This is a genomic window from Streptomyces sp. NPDC028991 (genome assembly GCF_055564775.1).
Genome location: NZ_JBVHVP010000002.1, coordinates 664916 through 685966 on the forward strand (window position 1 = coordinate 664916; position 21051 = coordinate 685966).

General features: G+C 66.9%; 15 protein-coding genes and 2 pseudogenes. 8 read left to right on the plus strand and 9 right to left on the minus strand.

The genetic code is table 11. The annotated features are described in order from the left end of the window. Positions 1-217: 217 nt before the first annotated feature. Entirely contained in the window at positions 218-907 is a 690-nt protein-coding gene (locus tag ACZ4V1_RS07200) for a DUF6542 domain-containing protein (RefSeq protein WP_468330573.1), read from the minus strand. A 178-nt stretch (positions 908-1085) separates the two neighbouring features. Between ACZ4V1_RS07200 and ychF the strand changes: the two genes are divergently transcribed. The 3 genes from ychF (at position 1086) to ACZ4V1_RS07215 (ending at position 6865) form a co-directional block, all read left to right on the plus strand. After that, on the plus strand, positions 1086-2174 hold the full coding sequence (gene ychF, locus ACZ4V1_RS07205) for a redox-regulated ATPase YchF (RefSeq protein ID WP_468330576.1): 1089 nt from the start codon (positions 1086-1088) through the stop codon (positions 2172-2174). Positions 2175-2675: 501 nt separating this feature from the next. Continuing rightward, positions 2676-4562 (plus strand): DNA/RNA helicase domain-containing protein, encoded by a 1887-nt coding sequence (locus ACZ4V1_RS07210; protein WP_468330579.1) that lies wholly within the window; start codon positions 2676-2678, stop codon positions 4560-4562. 194 nt (positions 4563-4756) lie between these two features. After that, on the plus strand, positions 4757-6865 hold the full coding sequence (locus ACZ4V1_RS07215) for a DUF2075 domain-containing protein (protein ID WP_468330959.1): 2109 nt from the start codon (positions 4757-4759) through the stop codon (positions 6863-6865). A 74-nt stretch (positions 6866-6939) separates the two neighbouring features. On the opposite strand, the gene ACZ4V1_RS07220 is transcribed toward ACZ4V1_RS07215, so the two are convergent. After that, the gene (locus ACZ4V1_RS07220) at positions 6940-7068 is read right to left on the minus strand and encodes a DUF6408 family protein (protein WP_468330582.1); all 129 of its coding nucleotides are present in this window, start codon (positions 7066-7068) and stop codon (positions 6940-6942) included. A gap of 473 nt (positions 7069-7541) precedes the next feature. On the opposite strand from ACZ4V1_RS07220, the pseudogene ACZ4V1_RS07225 reads away from it, so the two are divergent. From ACZ4V1_RS07225 to ACZ4V1_RS07240, 4 genes and pseudogenes are all read left to right on the plus strand, one after another. Then, positions 7542-8558: pseudogene (locus ACZ4V1_RS07225) on the plus strand (ATP-binding protein); the annotation flags it as partial. A 156-nt stretch (positions 8559-8714) separates the two neighbouring features. Continuing rightward, positions 8715-8849 (plus strand): annotated as a pseudogene (locus ACZ4V1_RS07230) (ATP-binding protein); the annotation flags it as partial. A 289-nt stretch (positions 8850-9138) separates the two neighbouring features. Continuing rightward, positions 9139-10401, plus strand: a complete 1263-nt coding sequence (locus tag ACZ4V1_RS07235) for an MFS transporter (protein WP_468330585.1) — start codon at positions 9139-9141, stop codon at positions 10399-10401. Then, complete coding sequence (locus ACZ4V1_RS07240) at positions 10388-11353, plus strand: hypothetical protein (protein ID WP_468330588.1); 966 nt, start codon at positions 10388-10390, stop codon at positions 11351-11353. The genes ACZ4V1_RS07235 and ACZ4V1_RS07240 overlap by 14 nt, the downstream gene beginning before the upstream one ends. 93 nt (positions 11354-11446) lie before the next feature. On the opposite strand, the gene ACZ4V1_RS07245 is transcribed toward ACZ4V1_RS07240, so the two are convergent. The 7 genes from ACZ4V1_RS07245 to ACZ4V1_RS07275 form a co-directional block, all read right to left on the minus strand. After that, positions 11447-12250 (minus strand): TIM barrel protein, encoded by an 804-nt coding sequence (locus tag ACZ4V1_RS07245; protein ID WP_468330591.1) that lies wholly within the window; start codon positions 12248-12250, stop codon positions 11447-11449. Beyond that, positions 12247-13311, minus strand: coding sequence for a zinc-dependent alcohol dehydrogenase (locus tag ACZ4V1_RS07250; RefSeq protein WP_468330594.1), 1065 nt, complete (start codon positions 13309-13311; stop codon positions 12247-12249). The genes ACZ4V1_RS07245 and ACZ4V1_RS07250 overlap by 4 nt, the downstream gene beginning before the upstream one ends. 164 nt (positions 13312-13475) lie before the next feature. Then, on the minus strand, positions 13476-14495 hold the full coding sequence (locus ACZ4V1_RS07255; protein WP_468330597.1) for a C-terminal binding protein: 1020 nt from the start codon (positions 14493-14495) through the stop codon (positions 13476-13478). Positions 14496-14502: 7 nt separating this feature from the next. After that, a complete protein-coding gene (locus tag ACZ4V1_RS07260) occupies positions 14503-15897 on the minus strand; it encodes an aldehyde dehydrogenase family protein (protein ID WP_468330600.1) in 1395 nt (464 codons plus the stop codon). Positions 15898-15930: 33 nt separating this feature from the next. After that, positions 15931-17568, minus strand: coding sequence for an asparagine synthase-related protein (locus tag ACZ4V1_RS07265; protein ID WP_468330603.1), 1638 nt, complete (start codon positions 17566-17568; stop codon positions 15931-15933). 194 nt (positions 17569-17762) lie between these two features. Next, positions 17763-18452 (minus strand): TauD/TfdA family dioxygenase, encoded by a 690-nt coding sequence (locus ACZ4V1_RS07270; protein ID WP_468330606.1) that lies wholly within the window; start codon positions 18450-18452, stop codon positions 17763-17765. 322 nt (positions 18453-18774) lie between these two features. Further along, positions 18775-19641 (minus strand): isocitrate lyase/phosphoenolpyruvate mutase family protein, encoded by an 867-nt coding sequence (locus ACZ4V1_RS07275; RefSeq protein WP_468330609.1) that lies wholly within the window; start codon positions 19639-19641, stop codon positions 18775-18777. Between the two features lie 569 nt (positions 19642-20210). On the opposite strand from ACZ4V1_RS07275, the gene ACZ4V1_RS07280 reads away from it, so the two are divergent. Next, positions 20211-21050 (plus strand): class I SAM-dependent methyltransferase, encoded by an 840-nt coding sequence (locus ACZ4V1_RS07280; protein WP_468330612.1) that lies wholly within the window; start codon positions 20211-20213, stop codon positions 21048-21050. Position 21051 lies beyond the last annotated feature (1 nt).

Consider the following 21051-nt stretch of genomic DNA (forward strand, 5'->3'; position numbering starts at 1 on the left):
TGCCGTCCCTGCCGTCCCTGGCGCCGCTGGCGTCCCTGGCGGTCCCTGTGGTCCCTGCGGTCCCTGCGGTCCCTGCGGTCCCTGCCGTCCCTGGCGCCGCTGGCGTCCCTGGCGGTCCCTGTGGTCCCTGTGGTCCCTGTGGTCCCTGTGGTCTCGGCGGTCCCTGTGGTCCGGTCGTGGTCGTCCCCGCCGCCCCGGCGGCCTGTAGCCCTGGTGGTCAAGCCGGCGGACGGTACCGCGCGGCGGCGGCCCGGCGGCGCAGCAGCCGCACCCTGCGCACGATCACGGTCGACCCGGCGACGAGGGTCCCGCCGTACAGCCAGCCGGCCTCGGTGGCCAGGGCGGTCACCAGCCCCATCAGCCGCCCGCCGAGCCCCTTGCCGCTCTCGGCGACGGCCACCAGGCCCACCGCGAAGGCGATGGGCACGACGACGGGGGCGGTCAGCAGGTCACCCCTGCGCACCCAGAGCGCGGTGAGCAGGCACACCGGCAGGAACAGCACGCCGTACACCGTGAGGGACGCGCCGAACAGCAACTTGTCGAGGAAGCCGAGCACCACCATCACGGCCGCGCAGAACAGGCCGCTGCCCAGCCCGGTCAACCGTGGATTGGGCATCCCGCGCAGGGCGCGCACCGCCCGCGCCACGGGAGTACCGGACCGCGCCGCGGGAGAACGGGACCGCGTCGCCGGCCGGCCGGACCGCGCCGCCGGTCGTGCCGCCGCCGGTCGTGCCGTCGCCGGCCGTGCCGCGGCGGGCCCGCGCGGACCGCCGCCCGCACCCGCCCCGACCGGGCGAGCGGCAGGCCGCCCGACCGCGGCGCCGCCCGCTCCCCGCCCCTGCGGGGGCAGCGGCGCCCGGCCCCGTCGCGGTCCGTACTGCGCAGGTCGCGTCCTGTGTTGCTCCACTGGACCAACTTAGGTCGGTTTATGTGCCGAATAGCCCGACAGACACGCCGTCGGGCACAGCTTGGCCAAGCGTTCGACACCGCGCGGGGCCGGTACCGGCCACCCCGTAGACTGGTGGATCGGCCCCTGCCTGGCCCGCCCCACCTCCTCCGCATCCTCACGTACGGGAAGTCGCAACGTGTCGCTCACGATCGGAATCGTCGGTCTGCCCAATGTCGGCAAGTCGACCCTGTTCAACGCCCTGACCAAGAACGACGTGCTGGCGGCCAACTACCCGTTCGCCACGATCGAGCCCAACGTCGGCGTCGTGGGTGTTCCCGACCCCCGCCTGGCGAAGCTGGCCGAGATCTTCTCCTCCGAGAAGGTCCTCCCGGCGACGGTCGACTTCGTCGACATCGCGGGCATCGTGCGCGGCGCGAGCGAGGGCGAGGGCCTGGGCAACAAGTTCCTCGCCAACATCCGCGAGTCCGACGCGATCTGCCAGGTCATCCGCGCCTTCAAGGACGAGAACGTCGTCCACGTCGACGGCAAGGTCTCGCCCAAGGACGACATCGAGACGATCAACACCGAGCTGATCCTCGCCGACCTGCAGACCATCGAGAAGGTCCTCCCGCGCCTCCAGAAGGAGTCCCGGATCAAGAAGGACGTGGCGCCCAAGGTCAAGGCGGTCGAGGAGGCCAAGGAGATCCTGGAGAAGGGCGACACGCTCTTCGCGCACGGCATCCTCCAGGGCAGCGAGCGCGCGGAACTCCTCCACGACCTCCACCTCCTCACGACGAAGCCCTTCCTCTACGTCTTCAACGTCGACGAGGACGAGCTGACCGACGAGGACTTCAAGAACGAGCAGCGCGCCCTGGTCGCCCCCGCCGAGGCGATCTTCCTCAACGCCAAGCTGGAGTCGGACCTCGCCGAGCTGGAGGAGGACGAGGCCCTGGAACTCCTCCAGTCCGTCGGCCAGGAGGAGCCCGGCCTGGCGACCCTGGCCCACGTCGGCTTCCGCACCCTGGGCCTGCAGACCTACCTGACCGCCGGCCCCAAGGAATCCCGCGCCTGGACCATCAAGAAGGGCGCCACCGCCCCCGAGGCCGCCGGTGTCATCCACACCGACTTCCAGAAGGGCTTCATCAAGGCCGAGGTCATCTCCTTCGACGACCTGGTCACCACCGGCTCGGTGGCCGAGGCCCGCGCCAAGGGCAAGGCGCGCATGGAGGGCAAGGACTACGTGATGCAGGACGGGGACGTGGTGGAGTTCCGCTTCAACGTGTAGCCGGGTACTTATCGTCACGTCGCTGATCTTGCAAACTTGCAAGTCAGAAAGGGACCGACATCACGGTCGGGCCCTTTGTGTTTTCCCGTGCTGAGATTGTGTCGGGGTGCGGATGGGCTGACGGTGCTGGGACAGCACCGGGCGTAGAGCCCGACTCGTCTGCCACTCCACATTCCCACGGTTCAGAGGTCCTGTTCCCCGGACGGAAAAACGCCCGGGGGCTGGCCGTGCCAGTGAGTGGCGATGTGGCGTGGGCGCTCGCTCGACATGGAGCGTTCAGTCGAAGTCGGTTTGCGACTCCTGGTCGAGTATCCGCAGAGGAGCCCAGGCCCCAGCATGGCGCGTGCTGTCGCTGATGTGGCCACCGGTACGACAGCCAATACCGCCAGGTACCCTCGAACACATCGTCACGCGGCCCGACGGGCTTCCGCTCCACCTCGTGGAGTCGAAGGACATGCCCCCACCCGCACGGCCTGTTTCGTGCTGCCCCGGGGGAAGTCCTTGTTGTTCCGCGCGTCTGCGAAGACGGTCGCCGCCATGGCGCTCGACAGTTCGCTCTATCTCCACCTAACCGAGCAGTTCACCCACATGCACGGTTGCCGGCCCACCCCCTCGGAGGCGCGGTCCTGGGAGCGGAGCATCCCCGCGCTGACCGCCGCGCTCAATGACGCGGGACTCGGTGACGTGGAGGTCATGCTCGAGTACTCGCTCCCGATGAACAGCAAGCGAGCCGACGCGGTTCTCACCGGGTTTCACCCACGCACGGGCGCCCCCTCCTATGTCGTGGTGGAGCTCAAGCAGTGGAGCGATGTAGTCCCGGACGAGGACGACCCGGTCCTCTGCCACGTCCCTTCCTATACTCAGCCGGTACTCAATCCCATCGAGCAGGTGCGCCGCTACTGCGAGTACCTCGTCAACTTCAACGGCGCTGTCGCCGGCCACCCGGAGAGGGTTGGGGGAGTGGCCTTCCTGCATAACGCAACCGAGTTCGATGTGGCTGCACTGCGCGAGATCGAGTCCGACCAGTGGGGCCAGTTGTTCGCGGGCGACACCCGTGGCGGGTTCATCGACTACGTTTGTGCCCGGCTCAGCCCCGAGTATCCGGGCGCCGCAGCCGCTGACGTGCTGCTCGCGGGCAAGACGGTCCCCTCGAAGCAGCTGATGGCGGTCGCAGCACAGGAAGTTCGTGAGAGGGAGCAGTTCGTGCTCCTCGACGAACAGCAGGTCGCCTACCGCAAGGTCCTCAACGCGGTACGCAAGGCCCAGCAGTCCGACCACAAGGAAGTCGTGGTCATCACCGGTGGTCCTGGCACCGGTAAGAGCGTCATCGCGCTTTCCCTGCTCGGCGAGTTGTACCGGCGAGGCATCCCGGCTCTGCACGCGACCGGGTCCCAGTCCTTCACCAAGACGATGCGCAAGGTCGCCGGTGCGAGGAAGCGCGAAGTGCAGGATCTCTTCAAGTACTTCAACAGCTTCATGACGACGGAGAAGAACAGCCTCGACGTCCTGGTCTGCGATGAGGCCCACCGCATCCGTGAGACATCCGCCAACCGGTACACGCCGGCCGCACGCCGGACCGGCAAGCGGCAGATCGACGAACTGATAGACGTGGCCAAAGTGCCCGTCTTCCTGCTCGACGAGCACCAGGTTGTGCGCCCGGGCGAGATGGGCACGGTGGAGGACATTCGAGCCGCAGCCGCACGCAGGGGGCTGAACTGCCCCGTCGTAAGGCTGGGAAGCCAATTCCGCTGTGGCGGGAGCGATGCTTACCTGCGCTGGGTGGTGCGGCTTCTGGGGCTGGAGCCCGGCGGTCCGGTGGTGTGGGACCCGGATGACCGGATGCAACTCCTGTTGGCCGACAGCCCGGAAGAGATGGAAGGCTTCCTGGACGGCCGCCGCGGCCGGCGCTTCAGCGCTCGCATGTCAGCTGGCTATTGCTGGCAGTGGTCCCCGGAACCCAAGCCGGGACAGCCTCTTCCGGCAGACGTGAGGATCGGGGCCTGGGCGCGCCCCTGGAACCTGCGCGGCGATCGCTCTGTCTCCGGCGCACCGCCGTCCGCCCTGTGGGCCACGGATCCGGCGGGCTTTGGTCAGATCGGTTGCGTCTACACCGCCCAGGGCTTCGAGTACGACTGGTCCGGCGTCATTATCGGCCCCGACCTGGTGTGGCGCGGCGACCGATGGGTGACGGACCGTGCGGCGTCCAAGGACCCGGTCTTCAAGCGCTCGACGCCGGACGCCGATGTGGATCGCCTGATCCGCAACACGTACAAGGTGCTGCTGACCCGAGGAATGGTTGGCACGGTCGTCTACTCCACGGATCGGGAGACGCAGGAGAAACTACGAGAACTGGTGGGTGCCGGGCGGCGCGTGGTTGCTACGGCGTAGACGACCAGCCTGAACTGGCAGCTTTTTTGCCAACCGGCCGCTGACATGACATGGGTCGGCGGGAGGAGTACCCGTGAGCTGCCGCGGTCCCTAAGATCGTCCGTACCAATTGCGGCCCGACGGGCTTCCACTCCGCGAGGACACGCCCCCACCCGCACGAGTCACTCGTGCCCTGGGGGAACCACCTCGTGTCCATGCTCCTGCTGAGGCTGTCGGCGCAGGATCTGCTCACTCTGAACTCGAGGCGGCGGATGGTGCCGCATCTCGCCGCCAGATACCGGTACTTCCGAGGGCGCGACGTGTCCGAGACAGAACGGGAGGCATGGGCCGAGAGCTTGGTCGAGTTGGCGGAAGACCTGGTTGAGGCGGAGCGGGGCAACGTCGAGATGGTCGTCGAGTGCGCGGCGACGGTCGATGAACCGAAGAAGGGGGAGCCGCCTCTCATCGACGTCGTGCTCGTGGGCCGACACCCGGAGACTCGTCTGCCGTCGTTCCAACTCGTCGAGCTGAAACGATGGTCAATGGTGACGCAGGTGGAAGCCGCCACCGCGAAGCTCGTGAGTGTGCCGGGATGCAAAAGGCCCAAGAAGCATCCTGCGTTGCAACTCAGGAACACATACCAATTGTTCACTGGAGACCAGGGACCGCTGCGTGGCATCGCGGTCGAATGCGGCGGATTCGCGTATCTGCACAATGCCACCGATGACTCGGTTCGACCGCTGCTCGATACGTTGGCGCCGACTGGCGCCTATGAGCGTGTGTACACCCGGGACAGCCGCGACCTGCTCCTTGTGGACCTACGAAGGCATTTCGCGGAGGACGGCGCGGCTTCCGAAGCCGAGCAACTCCTGCGGTTCATGAACCTGCGAAACACGCCGCTTCTCGACGCGATGATCAGATCTCGTGGAGAGGACACGGTGTTCACTTTGCGCGGACAGCAGAAGAGAGTGGCGGCGAGTGTTCTGCAACGAGCCGCTCTGGTACTCGGCAATCCAGATCAGCCCGCTTCGCCGCCGGACCACGGACGAGCCGTGTTCATCGTGACGGGTGGTGCAGGCACCGGAAAGAGCGCCGTGGGTCTACAGCTCAGGGCCGATTTCGAGGCAGCCGGACAAACGGTGAAGTACGCCAGTGGCAGCCGTGCCTTCAACGGGGCGCTCCAAGAGCAGGTGGGCTACACCGACAAGGAGTTCAGGAAGAGGTTCGCCTACTTCAGCCACTTCGTGACACCCCCGGACCCTCCCTTGGACGTCCTCATCTGCGACGAGGCGCATCGCTTGAGAGAGCGAACCATCGACATGTACCGTCGAGAGGACAAGTCGGGCAAGCAGCCGCAGGTGGACGATCTGCTCGATGCCTCCCGCCTGACAGTGTTCTTTCTCGACGAGAGTCAGTCCGTGCGACCCAAGGAAGTCGGAACGGTGAGCCTGATCGAGGGAGCCGCAAGAGCGCGGGGGATCACTCCACTCCGCTACGGGCTCAGGGAGGAATGGCGCTGCGGGGGGAGCGACGCCTACATCCGCTGGGTGCGGGCTGTCCTCGACATCGAGACAGGCATCACCGATTGGACCCCCGACGGTTTGATGCACGTCGAAGTCGCGGACAGTCCAGAGGAACTCGAGTACATCATCAGGGCTGAGGCGGAGGCGGGAGCGACGGCACGCATGGTGGCCGGCTTCTGCTGGCCGTGGACCGAGCCGGTGGGACAGGGGAAGGCCGCGCGCCTGGAGACAGACGTGCGGATCGGTGACTGGCACCGACCGTGGAACGCCAAAGGCGACTCCTATCGAGAGAACGGAGCGGTGCCCCCGTCCACGAAGTGGTCAGTGCACCCGTATGGCATCAACCAGATCGGCTGCGTTTACACGGCTCAGGGCCTCGAGTGGGACTGGTGCGGGGTGATCCTCGGCGGGGACATGGTGAGACGCGGCGACCGCTGGGTCTACCGCAAGGGGCAGTGGTGTGAGGACCCGGAAAGCAAGGTCAAACGTGTCAAAGTGCCCGGTTCGTTCGATATGAAGCTCCGCGAGGGAACAGGAAGTGAGGAAGAAAAAGACAAGGAGTTCGCGCGATGTGTTCGGCACGCGTACCACGTGCTCATGACCAGGGCGAGCCGGGCGACGGTGCTGTACTCCACGGATGCGGAGACACAGGCGTACCTCAAGAGCTGCATAGGTGACGTGCAGATACACGGCCTGCGGCCCACGTGGGAAAACCTCCCTGCCGAGGCGCGGGTACCACATCTCCCCAGCCCCAAGCGGAAGGGTAATGACACTCCTCCCGGACAGGAACTGCTCTTCTGAAGGATTCTCGCCGTAGAGCTAAAGCCAGACAGGATGAAGAGTGGCGGGCTCGCCGGGCCCACCACCTGCCTGCCTCAGATGAGGTGGCGCGCTGCCACCGCCAGTGTCTCCCACACGAGGTTGGAGATCGCGCTCGCGGCGGCGCCAACCAGGATCTCGCGGATCCAGGAACGACGCGCAGGCTTGTACTCGACCGATTCCATAAAGGCCCACTCCATGGTGTGAGTTCGAAATGGTAGGACCGCCCTACCGGGCATCCGCCCCATTCGTCACTCACGGCCAGTGGACTGGACCGTGGAGTCCGCCTCGTACCCTCCGGGAAGGTGCGCAGCAGTAACAAGCCTATCTCACGGGGTGCGCCACTCGTCGAGCCAACGACCCGAAGCCGAATGGAGTTAGAGCTGGAGATCGGCCCAGACGGTCTTCCCCCGCAAGCAGCGGGATCGCACACCGGCATCGACGGCCGCCGACTGTACGTCCACCTTGGAACAAGGCCGAACGGACACTGACTTGTCAGCGGAGCGCGATAAGGCCAACCAGGAGTATCTGGCCGAAGCGAGTGAGCGCTTCATGAACGAGGTACATCCCGGAGGCGCGGTGATCACCCGCGGCTCCGGCGGTTGCGTGAAGTGGTGGACATGGGCCGGCCATCGGGCGAACACCACAGGACGCGAGTGGCGCATTGCGACGGGCCTGGGATCGGGTGCTGGAGACCAAGCCGGTGCTGCTGGTCCTCATCGGCTCCGATCTGTCGATGATGCAAGCGCTGAACAGGTACGGGCGGCCGTTCCACCAGCGAGGCCGGGAGATGGTGCTCGGGCCGTTGAACCCGGCCGAGGTAGGGCGGCTGCTTGGGCTGCAACCGGCGGACGCCTTCGACGCCGCGCTGGTCACCGGCGGGTTGCCGCTGATCTGCGCGGAGTGGCCGCGGGGCGCGGGGCTTTGGGACTTCCTGGGCGAGGCGCTGAGTGACCCGGTCTCGGCCCTGCTGGTGTCGGCCGAGCGCTCGCTGGCTGCCGAGTTCCCTCCGCAGGCTCAGGCGCGTACGGTGCTGGCGGCCATCGGCAGTGGCGAGCGAACCTTTACCAACATCGCCCGTGCGGCCGGCGGTATCGGGGCCACGCCCCTGCAGCGAGCGCTGGAGTTGCTCACGGACAAGCGGATCGTCGCCGCGGAACTGCCCGTGTCGCTGCGTCCGTCGAAGGACCGTCGCTACCGGGTGACAGATCCCTATCTGCGGTTTTGGCTGCACCTGCTCGGCCCGTCCATGGAGGAGATCGAGCGAGGGCGGGGCGATCTGACGTTGGCGCGGATCCGGGAGAGCTGGACCAGTTGGCGTGGCCGAGCCGTCGAGCCCCTTGTCAGCGACGCCCTGGCGCGGGTACTGCCCGATGACGAGCTGCCCGCGGCCCCCGCAGTGGGCGGCTACTGGACCCGCACCAACGAGGTCGAAATCGACATCGTCGGGGCGGACCGCGCCCCTATTGCCAAGGAGCTGCTCTTCGTCGGCTCCATCAAGTGGTTGGAGCAGTCCCCCTTCGACCGGCACGACCTGGCAGCTCTCCACCGACACCGGGCCGCCCTCACCGGCGAACCCGTTCCAGTCATGGCGGCCTCGCGCAGCGGAGTCGACTGCCTGGGCCTCGATGCCGCCTACGGCCCCGGCGATTTGCTGGCCGCCTGGCCGCTGTGAATAGCGGATGGCAGGCGCGACACGAGGGCTCGGCCCCTTCCATGTTGCCGGGCGGGCGGTTCCCATCGGTCCGCCATATGCCGGCTCGCGACGACGAGTGACGTGATGGCGGGACGAGTCACCAACGTCTATGTCGTTGACAGAGGCGTTGGGTAACCGGCAGACGCTTTCGACGCCGCGTTGGTCACCGGCGGGCTGCCGCTGATCTGTGCGCAGTGGCCGCACGGTGCCGGACTCTGGGACTTCCTCGGCGAGGCGCTGAGCGTCCCGGTCTCGGCTTCCGTGCCGAGCCTTGCTCACGTCTGTCGTGAGGCCGGTTGGGCGTCCACTGCTCCGGGCCGGAAATGTACCTCGTGGGTATCCCCAACGCCCCGGCACACACCAGGAGTTGATCAGAGATAGCGGTCAGGGAGCACTCTTGACGCGCTGTGACCCTCCGGCCATGATTGGTAGGCCCTTGATCGGTTTCGGACCCATTGCCGATGTGGGCGTCGATGCCGGCAACAGGGGGGTAAGTGAGGGGCGAAGGTCCGCCGTTTCTGAAGTTGGCCCATGTGGTGCCGATCCGTGAGTGTGAGATTTGAAGGACATCCACACGCCCGCCTCGGACAAGCGAATATTACGGACCCTCATCACGTCATCGGCACTTTCGAAGGTTGCCGACTGGCAGCTTGGGATCGTGATTCCGCTGACGGTGTTGGCCGAGTCGGACTCCGTCGCCCTGTCCTTGGCCGTGTTCGCGCTGCGCGGTGTGAGTTACGTGGCATCTCCCTTCGTGGGAGCGGTCATCGACCGGTTCGACAAACGGGCAGTCCTGGTTCTCGGGCTGCTCCAGCAGGCGGCCTGCCTGGCCCTGCTCCCCCTTTCGCTCTCCAGTGCACTGACCGTCGCGCTGATCGTGCTCTTCTCTGGTATGGGCAGCGTCGCCTGCATCATCACGGGTCATTTCGTGACGATCCCCAGACTGATCAGCCCTTCGGCCCGCCCCATGGCAGTGGCCAAACTGAACTCCGCCATGGAGTTCTCGAAGGTGATCGGTCTCCTTCTGGGCGGCGCCGGCTTCACGGCATTCGGCCCGTCCGTCGCTTCACTCTGCATCGCCGCCCTGTATGTGCTGGCCGGACTTGTGGCGCTGGCGCTGCCCAGGATGCCCTCCGCCCAGACCAGGATGAACCTGCGCCGAGATCTCGCGATCGGGTTTCGCTGGGTGGGCAGGACCGAGATCCTCTGGCTCGTCGTCAGCATGTCGATCACCAATATCGCCATCGGCCAGCTGGAGCCGGCGCTGGTCACCGAGTTCTCAAGCGGAGGGATCAACCCGACCGTCATCTCCGCGCTCATGGCATTGGGCTTGCTCACGGGGGCGGTCGCCAGTCGTATCGCCCCGTCCGTTCTTCCCTCGTGGAGCTGGGAGCGGCGAATCCTGGCGGCTCAGGTCATGGCCTTCGCGGGACTGATGTGTATCGCTACCCCCGTACTCCCGGTGCGCATCGCGGGTTTCATGGTGGAATGCTTCGCCATCGCTGTGACCAACGTTGCATCCATCACCTACAGGCAGGAGACGATTCCGCCTGATCTGGCGGGCCGAGTCAATGCGACGATTCGCATGTTCATCACGGGATCCGTGCCGCTGTCCGGATTCCTGTACGCCTGGGCGAGCCGCTTCGACGGGTTCTACTACTGGCTGCCGAGCCTCGTCCTCTGGGTCATAGCGATCGGTATCTGGGCCGCTTACACCCGTTACGGGGGGCGCGTCACGGCCATGGTCCCCTCGGGAGCGGCACCACCGTCAGCAGAACCGGAACTACAGCCACGACAGGAATTGCGCGATGGAGATCGTTGAACAGGAATACCTCGTCATTGCCTCGGTGGATCTCGAGGAGGCTCGAAAAGGAGCCTGGGAAGCGGCCGGCACATCGGTCGATGTGGTCAGGCTCCTGGACTCCGAGGACGTCAGCGACGAGGTCCTGTCCGAGTTGGGATTCGTGCCCCGTCCACGCTGGCTGAACTGGTGCGCTCCGGTGGCAGGCTCCGACGCCGATTTCCTGGGGGCGCTCTCCGGAACAGAGCGCCGGAACATTCGACTCGGCCGCAGGTTCGTCGAGGAGCAGCAGCTCCGGCTCCGCGTTCAGCCCGGGTTGACCGAGGAGTTCATGGACGAGTTCCTGGTCGTGTATGACAGGCAGGTTTCCGACATGCCGCGCGGGAAGAACTTCGCCCGCAAATGGCGGGATCGTCTGCTGGCCGCAGCCGACGAGCATGTGAGCGTGGCTCTCAGCGACGGCGACGGCATGCTTGCCGGGTCCGTATGGCGTGTACGTCCCGAGCCGTCGGTCCTGCAGATGCGTTTCTCCGCCGCGTCGCCCGGAGCTCGATCGGGCCGGGCGCTGCGTGTGCTCTACGCGGAAGCGGTGGCGTATGCCCGCGAAAGCGGCCTGGCCTACGCCTCCCTGGGCAACGATCCCTCCCTCTTCGGCCAGCTCGTGCAGCCCGGCCTGTTCAACTTCAAGAGTCGCATGGGATTCACCCCCGTCCCCTCGGGCCTGCTCGACCCCTCCCTCGGGGGCGAGTTCGCCGACAGGATCCTCCGCCTCGGGGCGCTCCCCGACCCTTCTCTCCTCGTCACTTGGGGGCGGCATCGCGGGGCACTGCCCGCTTGGCCCGATGCGGTAGGCGGCGGCATTCTCGATCTCCTGGTTCTGTCGGATGACCCGCACGACGGGCTGCTCAGCAGCTTCCCCGGGGAGAGGTTCCGGCAGTCGCGGCTGGTGACGGTGCAGGAACTCGCCGGATGACGTGCCGCAGGACCCCGGAACCGAGGTCCTGCGGCGGGTAGTCCCAGGCGATCCGTCAGCTCGTGCGAACGTTCCGGTGGACGGCCGGCAACGTCATCCCTGTCCGCGCAGCACCGCCGGGACAGGCGGCAGCGCGACGCTGGGCGGTCCGCTCAACGTACGGCATTCCAGCACCAGCCAGCCCTCGTATCCGACGCCCTCGAGCGCGGCGAGGGTGTCCTTCCAGTCGTAGTGACCTGCCCCGGGCTCCAACCGGTTGCTGTCGGCGACCTGGACATGTCCCAGCACGTCCGCGTACTTGCGGAGCGAGTCGGCGGGATCGGCCTCCTCGATGTTCATGTGGAACGTGTCGGCCATCAGCTTCACCGACGGCAGCCCGAGCTCATGGATGAGCGAAGCCGCGTCCGCCAGCGTGTTCACCATGTAGTCCTCGTAGCGGTTCAAGGGCTCGAGGAGAACGACGCCGCCGACCTTCCGGGCGTGCTCGCCCAGCTCCGCGAGGGCCTCCAAAAGCACCTCCCGGTCCTCCGCCTCCGAGCGGGGCGGCTCGGACTTGGACAGCCGCCTGGAGAAGATCCCGAACGAGGCGGGGGTGATCGCGCCGAAGCCGCCGGCCTCGACGATCACCGAGAGCAGGGTCTTCATGGTCCGGACGGCGACCCGCCGCTGCTCCGGGTCGAAGTCCCCGATGAAGGGGGGCGCCGCCAGGCAGACCGAGGGCATCACCACCCCGGCCCTGCGGGCCCGCTTCAGCTCGTCGAGCCGGTCGGTGATCTCGGGGCCCGCCCGCAGCTCGACGCCGTCGAAGCCGAGGCCGGTGGCGAATCGCCACTTCTCCTCCAGGCTTGCTCCGTCAAGCGACCGCTCCTGCACGCCCAGCTTCATCGCGCCCGTCACTTGGCACCTTCCTCGAAGCGGAGAACCAACTGCAGCACTCGCTCCCGCGAGTGGTCGAGCCGGTCGAACGCCTCCGCGGCGCGCTCCACCGGCACGATGTCCGTCACCAGGGGCTCGAGTTGGAGGCGCCCCGAGGCGGCGAGGTCCATGACGGTCCGCTGGAGCCGCTCGTCGTTCCACCGGTAGCTCAACTGCGGTGAGACGCCGGAGGCCTGGGAACACTTGATCTCGACGCGGTTGTGGTGGAACTCCTCCCCGAGCGCGAGCCCGGCGCCCTCGCCCTGGAAGAATCCGGAGGCCACCACCCGGCCGCTGTAGGCGGCCGACCGGACCGCCTCGTGCAGCGCCGGGTACGAGCCGGTCACCTCGAGCGCGACATCGACGCCGCGCCCACCGGTCAGCTCACGGATACGCTCGCCGATCAGGCCGCCCTTGGCATTCAGCGTGTGCGCGACGCCGTGCGACTCGGCGGTCTTCAACCGGCTGTCGTGCGGATCGACGGCGATCACCTCGGCGCCGTTCAGGCGCGCCAGCTGGGCCGTGATCTGGCCGAGCACCCCGAGGCCGAACACGGCGACCGTCTCACCCACGTGAATGTCCGCGTCCAGCACGATGTTGAGGGCGGTGGCGCCGATCTGCGAGAAGACGCCGAGGACGGGATTCGCCCCCGCCGGCAGCCTGCGCGGACGTACGTAGTCGGCGGGCTTCACCGCCAGGCTCCGGTGGCCCCACTTCCCCCAGACGAGGTCGCCCGGTGCGATGCCGTCGACCTCGGCACCGACCTCGACGACGACGCCGACCTCCTGCTGGCCCTTGCCGTCCACCGGGTACGACAGGCTCGCCGCACCACCGCCCTCGCCCAACGGCCGGAAGATCCGCTGATCGGGGTCCCAGTGCTTGCCGAAGCGCGGATTGGTCCCGCGGTAGTAGGAGAGCTCCGTCCCGGCGGAGATACCGGAGAAGATCGTGGCGATCCGCACCTGCGACGGTGTCGGCTGCTGGTCCTCCTCCTCGACGACGGTCACGTTCCGCGGCGACGCGAAGCGCACGAATCGGCCCATTTGTTCCCTCTCTGCTCGTCGGACACGGTGGGGCCGGCGATGCTCGCGCCGGTCCTGTGATGCTCGCGCCGGCCCTACGATGCAGCCGCCGGCCCTGTGATGCAGCCGCCGGCCCTGTGATGCTCGCCGGTCCGGCGACTGCCCCGGCGTCCCCGCGACCGCGGCTATTCGGTGAGGTTGCCCCAGCGGGGCGGACGTCCCGTCTCCAGTACGTGGAGGATCTCCTCGGCGACCCGCCGCCGCTGGCTCAGCTCCGACTCCGCGGACAGGAAGGCGCGGTGGGAGGTGACGACCACGTTGTCGAACGACAGCATGCGCTTGTTCCACTCGTTGTCGTTGGGGTCCTCCGGCGTGAACACATCGCTGGCGTAGCCGCCGATCCGGCCCCCGGCCAGCGCGTCGTGGACCGCCTGCGGGTCGACGAGGCCGCCGCGCGCCGTGTTCAGCAGCAGCGCGTCGTCCTTCATCTCGTCGAGGAAGGACGCGTCGACGAGGTTCTTCGTCTCGTCGTTGAGCAGGCAGTGCAGGATGACGACGTCGGCCTCGTTCAGAAGCTCACGGAGCGTGTGCCGCTTCGCCACCCCATAGCCGATCATGTGGTCGCCGTGGACGTGGGGGTCGTAGCCGATGACCCTGCCGTAGAAGTTGCGGATCTTCTGCGCGGTCGACTTGCCGATCCGGCCCAGCCCGATGATCCCGACCGTCGACTCCTGGAGGCGACGGGGGTACCCGCCGTCGTAGATGTCCCAGTGACCGTTCTTCAGGTGGTCGTTCTGCAGGCAGACATGCCGCTCGAGCGCGAGCACGAGCGACATCGTGTGGGTGGAGACCTCGTCGACGCAGTAGTCCGGCACGTTGAACCCGAAGATGCCGTTGGGCTTCAGGTGGGGCAGGCCGATGTTGTCGAAGCCCACGCCCTGCCGTCCGATGACCTTGACGTCGCCGCGGACCGTTTCGAAGACTTCCTCCGTCATCTGCGCCCGGTAGATGGCGAGTGCGGACGCGCCCTTCAGGTTGTCGAGGAAGCGCTGCCCGCTCTTCACGAACGCACCGTCCTCGGTCACACCGAAGCGGAGTTCGAGCTTGTCGCCGAACACTTCCTGCTCAACGGTCGCCAGCGCCGGGTTCACTTCGCCGTCCTCGAGGGCCCAGAACGGATCGGTGTACACAACGATCGGTTTCATGTTCATCCTAAAAGACGATGGTCTTGACGGTGGTCATCTCTTCGATGGCGAACCTTGCGCCCTCGCGTCCGAGCCCGCTCTTCTTCACGCCGCCGAACGGGATGAACGGCGATTCGAACTGCGGGCCGTCGTTGATGACGACGGCACCGGACCTGATCTTCCGCGCGGCGTCGAACGCACGATGGATGTCGGTCGTGAAGACACCGGTCTGCAGGCCGTACTCACCGCCGTTGACGTACTCGACGGCCTCGGCCAGGTCCTTGACGCGGACGATCGGAGCGCACGGCCCGAAGGTCTCCTCGAGGACCAGGGGCGAATCCTTCGGCACGAAGTCGAGGACGCGCGGGCCCACCACGGCGCCCTCCCGGGGCGGACCGTAAAGCAGCTTCGCGCCGGACCGCACCGATTCCTCGACGCGCTCCTCCACCGCCTGCGCCGCGGCCTCGTCGATCAGGCACCCGATGTCGTTCAGCGTGGAGCGCGGATCACCGAACGACAGCTTCCTCGCCTGCTCGACCAGCAGGGCCGAGAAGCGGTCCGCCACGCCCTCCTGGACCAGGATCCGCTTCACGCCGCGGCACGACTGGCCGGCCGTCGCGAAGGCCCCCTTCGCGGCGGCATCGGCGGCGCGCTCCAGGTCGGCGTCGTCGAGCACGACCAGGGCACCGCTGTCGCCGAGCTCGAAGGTCGTACGGACCATTCCGGCGCTCTTCGCGATGGACTCGCCGACCGCGCGACTCCCCGTGAAGGTGATCATGTCGACGTCGCGGCAGGTCACCAGAGCCTCCCCGACCTCGCGGGGATCACCGGTCACGACCGAGACCATCTTCGCCGGCAGCCCGTTCGCGATCAGGCACTTCACGAACTTCACCGCGCTCAGCGGCGTCCTCTCCGACGGCTTGAGGATGACCGAGTTGTTCGCCGCGATGGCCGGCGCGAGCTTGACCACCACCTGGTTCAACGGCCGGTTGAACGGGGTGATGGCGAGGACCAGGCCGACCGGCTCGCGGAGCGTCACCGCGAGGTTCCTCTTCCGGTCGGACGTGACGTCGGTGGGGATCGCCTCGCCGGAGATGCGCTTCGCCTCCTCCGCGCAGACGCGCAGCAGGGTGACGGCTCGTCGCACCTCCTTCTGCGCCTCCTTCACGGCGGCGCCGCACTCGGCGACGATCTGCCCGACGAACTCCGCTTCCTCACGCTCGATCTGCGCGGCCGTGTCGGTCAGGATCTCGAATCGGTCGTAGGCCGTGAGGTCCGACTCGTACGCCTTGGCGTACTTGGCCGCGGCCAGTGCCTGCTCCCGCGTCGCACGGGACGCGTAGCCGACGATCTCTTCGTCGAACGGGCTGCGGACGGCGATCTTCTCGTCCGTCTCGAGCCATTCACCGTTGATCAACAACATCCGGGTCTGAACTCCCCTGTCGTGCGCGCTCCGTCACGCGAGGCTCTTGGCGGGCTTCCCGAACCAGTCGTCCCGGAGGCGGAAGGCCTTGGTCACCATCGAGCGGTAGATCTCGATGTCGGTGCTGCCCAGGTCCGCGTACCTCTCGACGATCTGCGGCTCGAGCGAACTGATCCCCGCCCCGTGCTGGCCGCGGAGCTTGGCGTTGAAGAGGAGGTGGAAGGGCAGGAAGGACTCGTCCGCGGCGTGCATCCCGGCGACCATGAGCGGGAACTTCCAGAACAGTTTCTCGACGTCCGTGTGCTGGCTCTCGTCGAACCCCTCCGGCTGGTCGCCGCCGGCGTCGAGGTACTTGACCAGGTAGTCGTGGATCCAGGGCAGCTGCGCCCCCCAGTTCTCCTGCGATCCGGCCCGCTTCGAGATCAGCTCCAGCATCAGCTCGACGTTGTGCGGAGTGATCTTGAGCCACTTGGGGTCGACTCCGAGCAGGTACTCGCACACCGCCGGGCGCAGGAAGGGGAACCGCGCTTCGATCGGCCCCCGCTCCATGAAGATGATGGAGGCCCGGCGCATCATGTTTTCCCAGATGTTGTTGATGAAGAGATGCCGTGCGGCGTAGCCGGACTGGACCTTGTGCGGGGTGTTGAGCTCCTTCCAGTTGTCGTAGGCCCCAAGCAGTTCGTCGACGCCGTGTCCGCCGATCGTCACCTTGAACCCGTCGGCCCGCATGGCCGGCGCGAGGTAGTAGTAGATCGGCAGCGGATAGACGCTCAGCGCCTTGATGTTCCGCATCTCGAAGAGGCGGATGATGTCCGGGATGTCCTCGACCAGCTGCTCGGCCGTCGCGTGGATCTCCTTGTGGACCAGGCCGATCTCCCGGAAGCCCTCGGCGGCGATCCTCGCCCGACGGACGTCCGGCGAGTCGAACCCCTCGACCGCGAAGACATACGAAGTGGGCTCGTACGAGACCTTGTCGAAGTCGATGCTGGAGAGCACGTAGTACGTCGTCATCAGGCTGTCGATGCCACCCGAGAGCATCGTGCAGATCGGCACGTCGCCCATCGTCCGGTTCCGCGCGCTCTGCTGCAGGTGCTGGTGGAGCTCCCGGCCGATGTCCAGGATCTCCTGGTCCTTCTTGACCGCCTGTACCTTGTAATAGCAGGTCGTCTCGAGCTCGAAGGTATCCAGGTCCAGCGTGAGGAAGTGGCCCGGAACCAGTTCCCGAGCCTCGTTCAGGTCGACCCGGTCCAGTGTGCGCAGGCCGCTGAGCTGGCTGGAGAACAGGAACGTGCGGCTGTCCCGGTCGTAGTAGTAGAACAGCGGCACGCGGCCCGGCCAGTCACGCGTGACGTAGAGCTTGTTCTTCTCGCGGTCGAGGATGCCGAGGGCATACATCGAGTCGATGTCGCGGCGCTTCAGGAAGTCGATGCCCTCGGCTTCGTACAGTTTCAGGAAGGCTTCGGTGTCGCCTTCGGTCTGGAACCGAGTGTCCCTGAAGTGGCCCGCCTTGTGCTCGGCGAAGTTGAAGAACTCGCCATTGAAGACGAGTGAGACGGGAAGGACATCGGAGTCGTAGGGCTGGTCCGACTCGCCGGCCGGCACCCCTTCTTTGTTGGAAGTCTTGACCAGGTGCCGACGACTGCCCAGGAGTACGTCTCCGTAGCTCCTCACCGTGATTCCGTCGTCACCCCGATTGATGTGTTCGAGCGCGACTCGGGCTTCGTCCTCACTGACCCCGACGCCGCCGAAGATTCCGCACACAACTGACTCCTTCAGGTATCAAGGTGCATCTGATGCCGCTTCGCTGTGTGGGAACACGAGAACGAGGCGCCGTCCACCCCAGGAACAATCCGTCGCGACCGCTTTCAGCGGATTCCGAGACCGGCGTTCTGGTTCGCAGCGTGACTGCTGCCGATCATGATTCGCAACATCTCCCGGTTGCCCGAATAGGCACGGCGCCCGTGGAACCAGAGGTCGTTGCGGATCGCGTACCCCTTGCCGGGTGCCAGGGTGAACGCGATCTCCGCCTCCTCGAAGGCGCGTTCCAACGCCGGCAGTGCACGGGCGGCGTTCGGGGCGAAGTAGACGTACGGATCGAAGCGCAGCCGTACCTCGGTGACGGCTCCGTCCACCATCCGGAAGATCGGGCTGACCATCTCCTCGCCCCCCGTGCGGAAGATCGCCGCGTCGTCCTCGCAGTACGCCTTCAGGGCGTCCGGGTCCCGCTCGCCCAGCCTGGCGGCCACGTCCGTGCCCCGCAGCACGGTTGCCTCGCCCCCGTCGGTGCTGCTGCTACGGCACCAGAGCAGCAGGACGCGGGGCGGTACCTTGGCGGCGGGGCGGTCCGTGTGCGGCAGGAGTGGCCCCGTGGTGAAGCCGACGCCGCGCTCGGGCCCCAGGCCCGGTCGTTCGTGGAGGTAGGTGATACCCCGGTCGTCCGCATCGCGGTGAGGGAAGACGACGCCGTACTCCTGGGCTGCCGCCAGGAAGGCCTCCTCGCTCTCGCAGTCGAATGTCGCGAAGCCGTCGCCGGCCTCCATCGCGTCATGCAACATACTGCCGGTGAGAGTTCCCCGGTAATTGGGCAGATTTGTCTCGGCCACGGCTATTTCCTCTTCAGCGGGTTGCCGAGCCTCATCGCATGGCTGGTCGCCCCGTCTGGTAGTGGACACTACTGGCGGTGAAGGTCGAATTCACGGAAAGCAGGTCGGCTGGGTCTTGCCACCGACCCGGAAGGGCTCTGCTCCAGCACGGGCCGCAGCAGGGTGCACTTGCTCGTCGGCTCGTCGGCTCGTCGGCTCGTCGGCTCGTCGGCTCGTCGGGTCGTCGGGTCGTCGGGTCCGGTCGGCGTGCGGGCCGAGGACTCGTCCCGGCCGATCAGCGCTTGCTGGCCGGCTCCGGCACGCCCTGCCAGGGCTCGTCGCCCAGCACGTCGTTCATGCCGATCAACTCGAACAGCTCGCCCAGTGTGGCCATCGAGGACTCGAGTTCGGCGCTGGAGTCGTGCTTGGCGATCGACGCCATCGCCTCGGCGATCGCCTTGGTGGAGGCTCGGATCGCCTGGTTGGCGTAGATGATTGCGCTGACGCCCATCTCGCCCAGTTCTCGTGCGGCGACGCTCGCATAGGTGGTGGGCACGCACAGCACGGGCACGTCCCGGCCGGTCCGCTTCCAGCGCTCACAGAACTCACGGATCTCGTCGGCATGCGAGGCCCGGCTGTGGATCAGGACCGCGTCGGCGCCCGCGTCGTGGTAGAGCTCGCCTCGCGACAGCGCGTCGTCCATGCCGGCCCCGGCGATCAGCGACTCGAGCCGTGCGACGACCACGAAGTCGGTGCCGCGCTGCGCGGCCTTCGCCACCGTGATCTTCTGGGCGAACGCGTTCGGGTCCTCCAGATGGTGGCCGCCGCGGAAGCTGTTGCGTTTCGGGTACTGCTTGTCCTCGATGCAGATCGCGTCGATCCCCGCCGCCTCGTAGAGCTGCACCATCCGGCGGATGACATTGCTGTCGCCGAATCCGCCGTCCACATCCGCAATGATCGGCAAGCTGCACGCAGCGCGCATCTGGGTCGCCGCATTGAGGAACTCGGTCATCGTGAGCAGGCCGGCGTCGGCCACCCGGAATGACGACGATATTCCTAGTCCGCCGGCCCAGATGGCTTCGAATCCGGCATTCTCCGCGAGGCTCGCGCTAAGACCGTCGTGCGCCCCCATGACCCGCAGGTAACCCGGACCGTCGAGCATGCACCGTAAATTGCTGTTCAATGTATTCCCCCCAGCCGCGTACGCCGACGTGCTTTGCGTAGTCGACATACGCGGCACACGTGCGATTGTGGACGAGTATGGCGCTCATCAGGCAGCAACTGCGATCTCTTCACAAGATCGGCCAGCTGCGATCCCACCACAGGAAACGCGTCCACGACAAGAGGATTCCCTGTATCCCTGCCTTCGGCATTGATTTCAAATCGCGGTGATCTTGTGAGATGCCTGGTCACAGGGGCGTGACGATCGGAGTGGAGTCATCGACGGAAGTAACGGAGCTCCGGCTGGATCACCCTGCCCCGCACACGGCCCCGGCTCCAGCCGAGTAAACGCGAAATGCCGATGGTCAGTTTCTCCCTGTATGGGTGGCATTTTGAGGTGAAGGATCAAATATGCCCTTATCGCGGTTGCGGGGAAAGCGGTAATCCTTCGGTTCGAGAGGTAAAGAAAAGGCCCCGCGGTGTCGTCCGACGCTGTCGGCGCGCCGTCATTCGACGGGCAACTCGAGCCCGGGCGTTGACAGTTGAACACCTTTGGACGATGGTGACCGAATGTCTGCTCTGTCGCAGGAGGGAACGCCCTCCTCCCGTTCCGAGGCGTATTTCGGCGGAGGCGCAGCCCTCTACGATCGTTCCCGGCCCGCATACCCGGACGCCCTGATCAAGCGAATCACCGGTGCACTGTCAGGGCGCGACGTCCTGGACGTCGGGTGCGGCAGCGGCATCGAGGCCCGGCAGTTCCAAGCCGCGGGGTGCACCGTGCTCGGTGTCGATCCCGACGCGCAGATGGCAGAGCACGCCCGCAGCGGCGGTGTCACAGTCGAGACCGGGAAATTCGAGAGCTGGGACCCGGCGGGCCGGACGTTCGACGCGGTCGTCGCCGGGACGGCGTGGCACTGGGTCGACCCGTCGGCCGGCCCGGCCCTGGCCGCCCGGGTGCTGAAGCCGGGCGGCCTGCTCGCGCCGTTCCACCACGCCTCCCTCACCCCGCCCCAGCTGGCCGATGCCGCCGGCATGGCGCTGCCGGGCTGGTCGACCCGTTCCGCGGCCGCCTACCAACGAGTGGCGCCCGACTCGGTGTTCGACCCCGACGGTCGGCGGAAGTCGCCCTTCGAGCTCTACCAGCCGCTGTTCGACGCGATGGCCGACGCGATGCGGCGGACGGGCTGCTTCACCGAGCCCGAACTGTGGCGGTTCGACTGGGAGCAGACGTACACGCGGGACGAGTGGCTCGCCTACCTCCCCACGCAGGGCGTGCTCGCCAAGCTCCCGCCGGAGGAACTGGCCAGGAGGCTGGACGCGGTCGGAGCCGAGATCGACCGGATGGGCGGCAGCTTCAGCCTGCCCTACGCCACCGTCGCCGTGACCGCGGTGCGGACCGACGCCGGCTGAT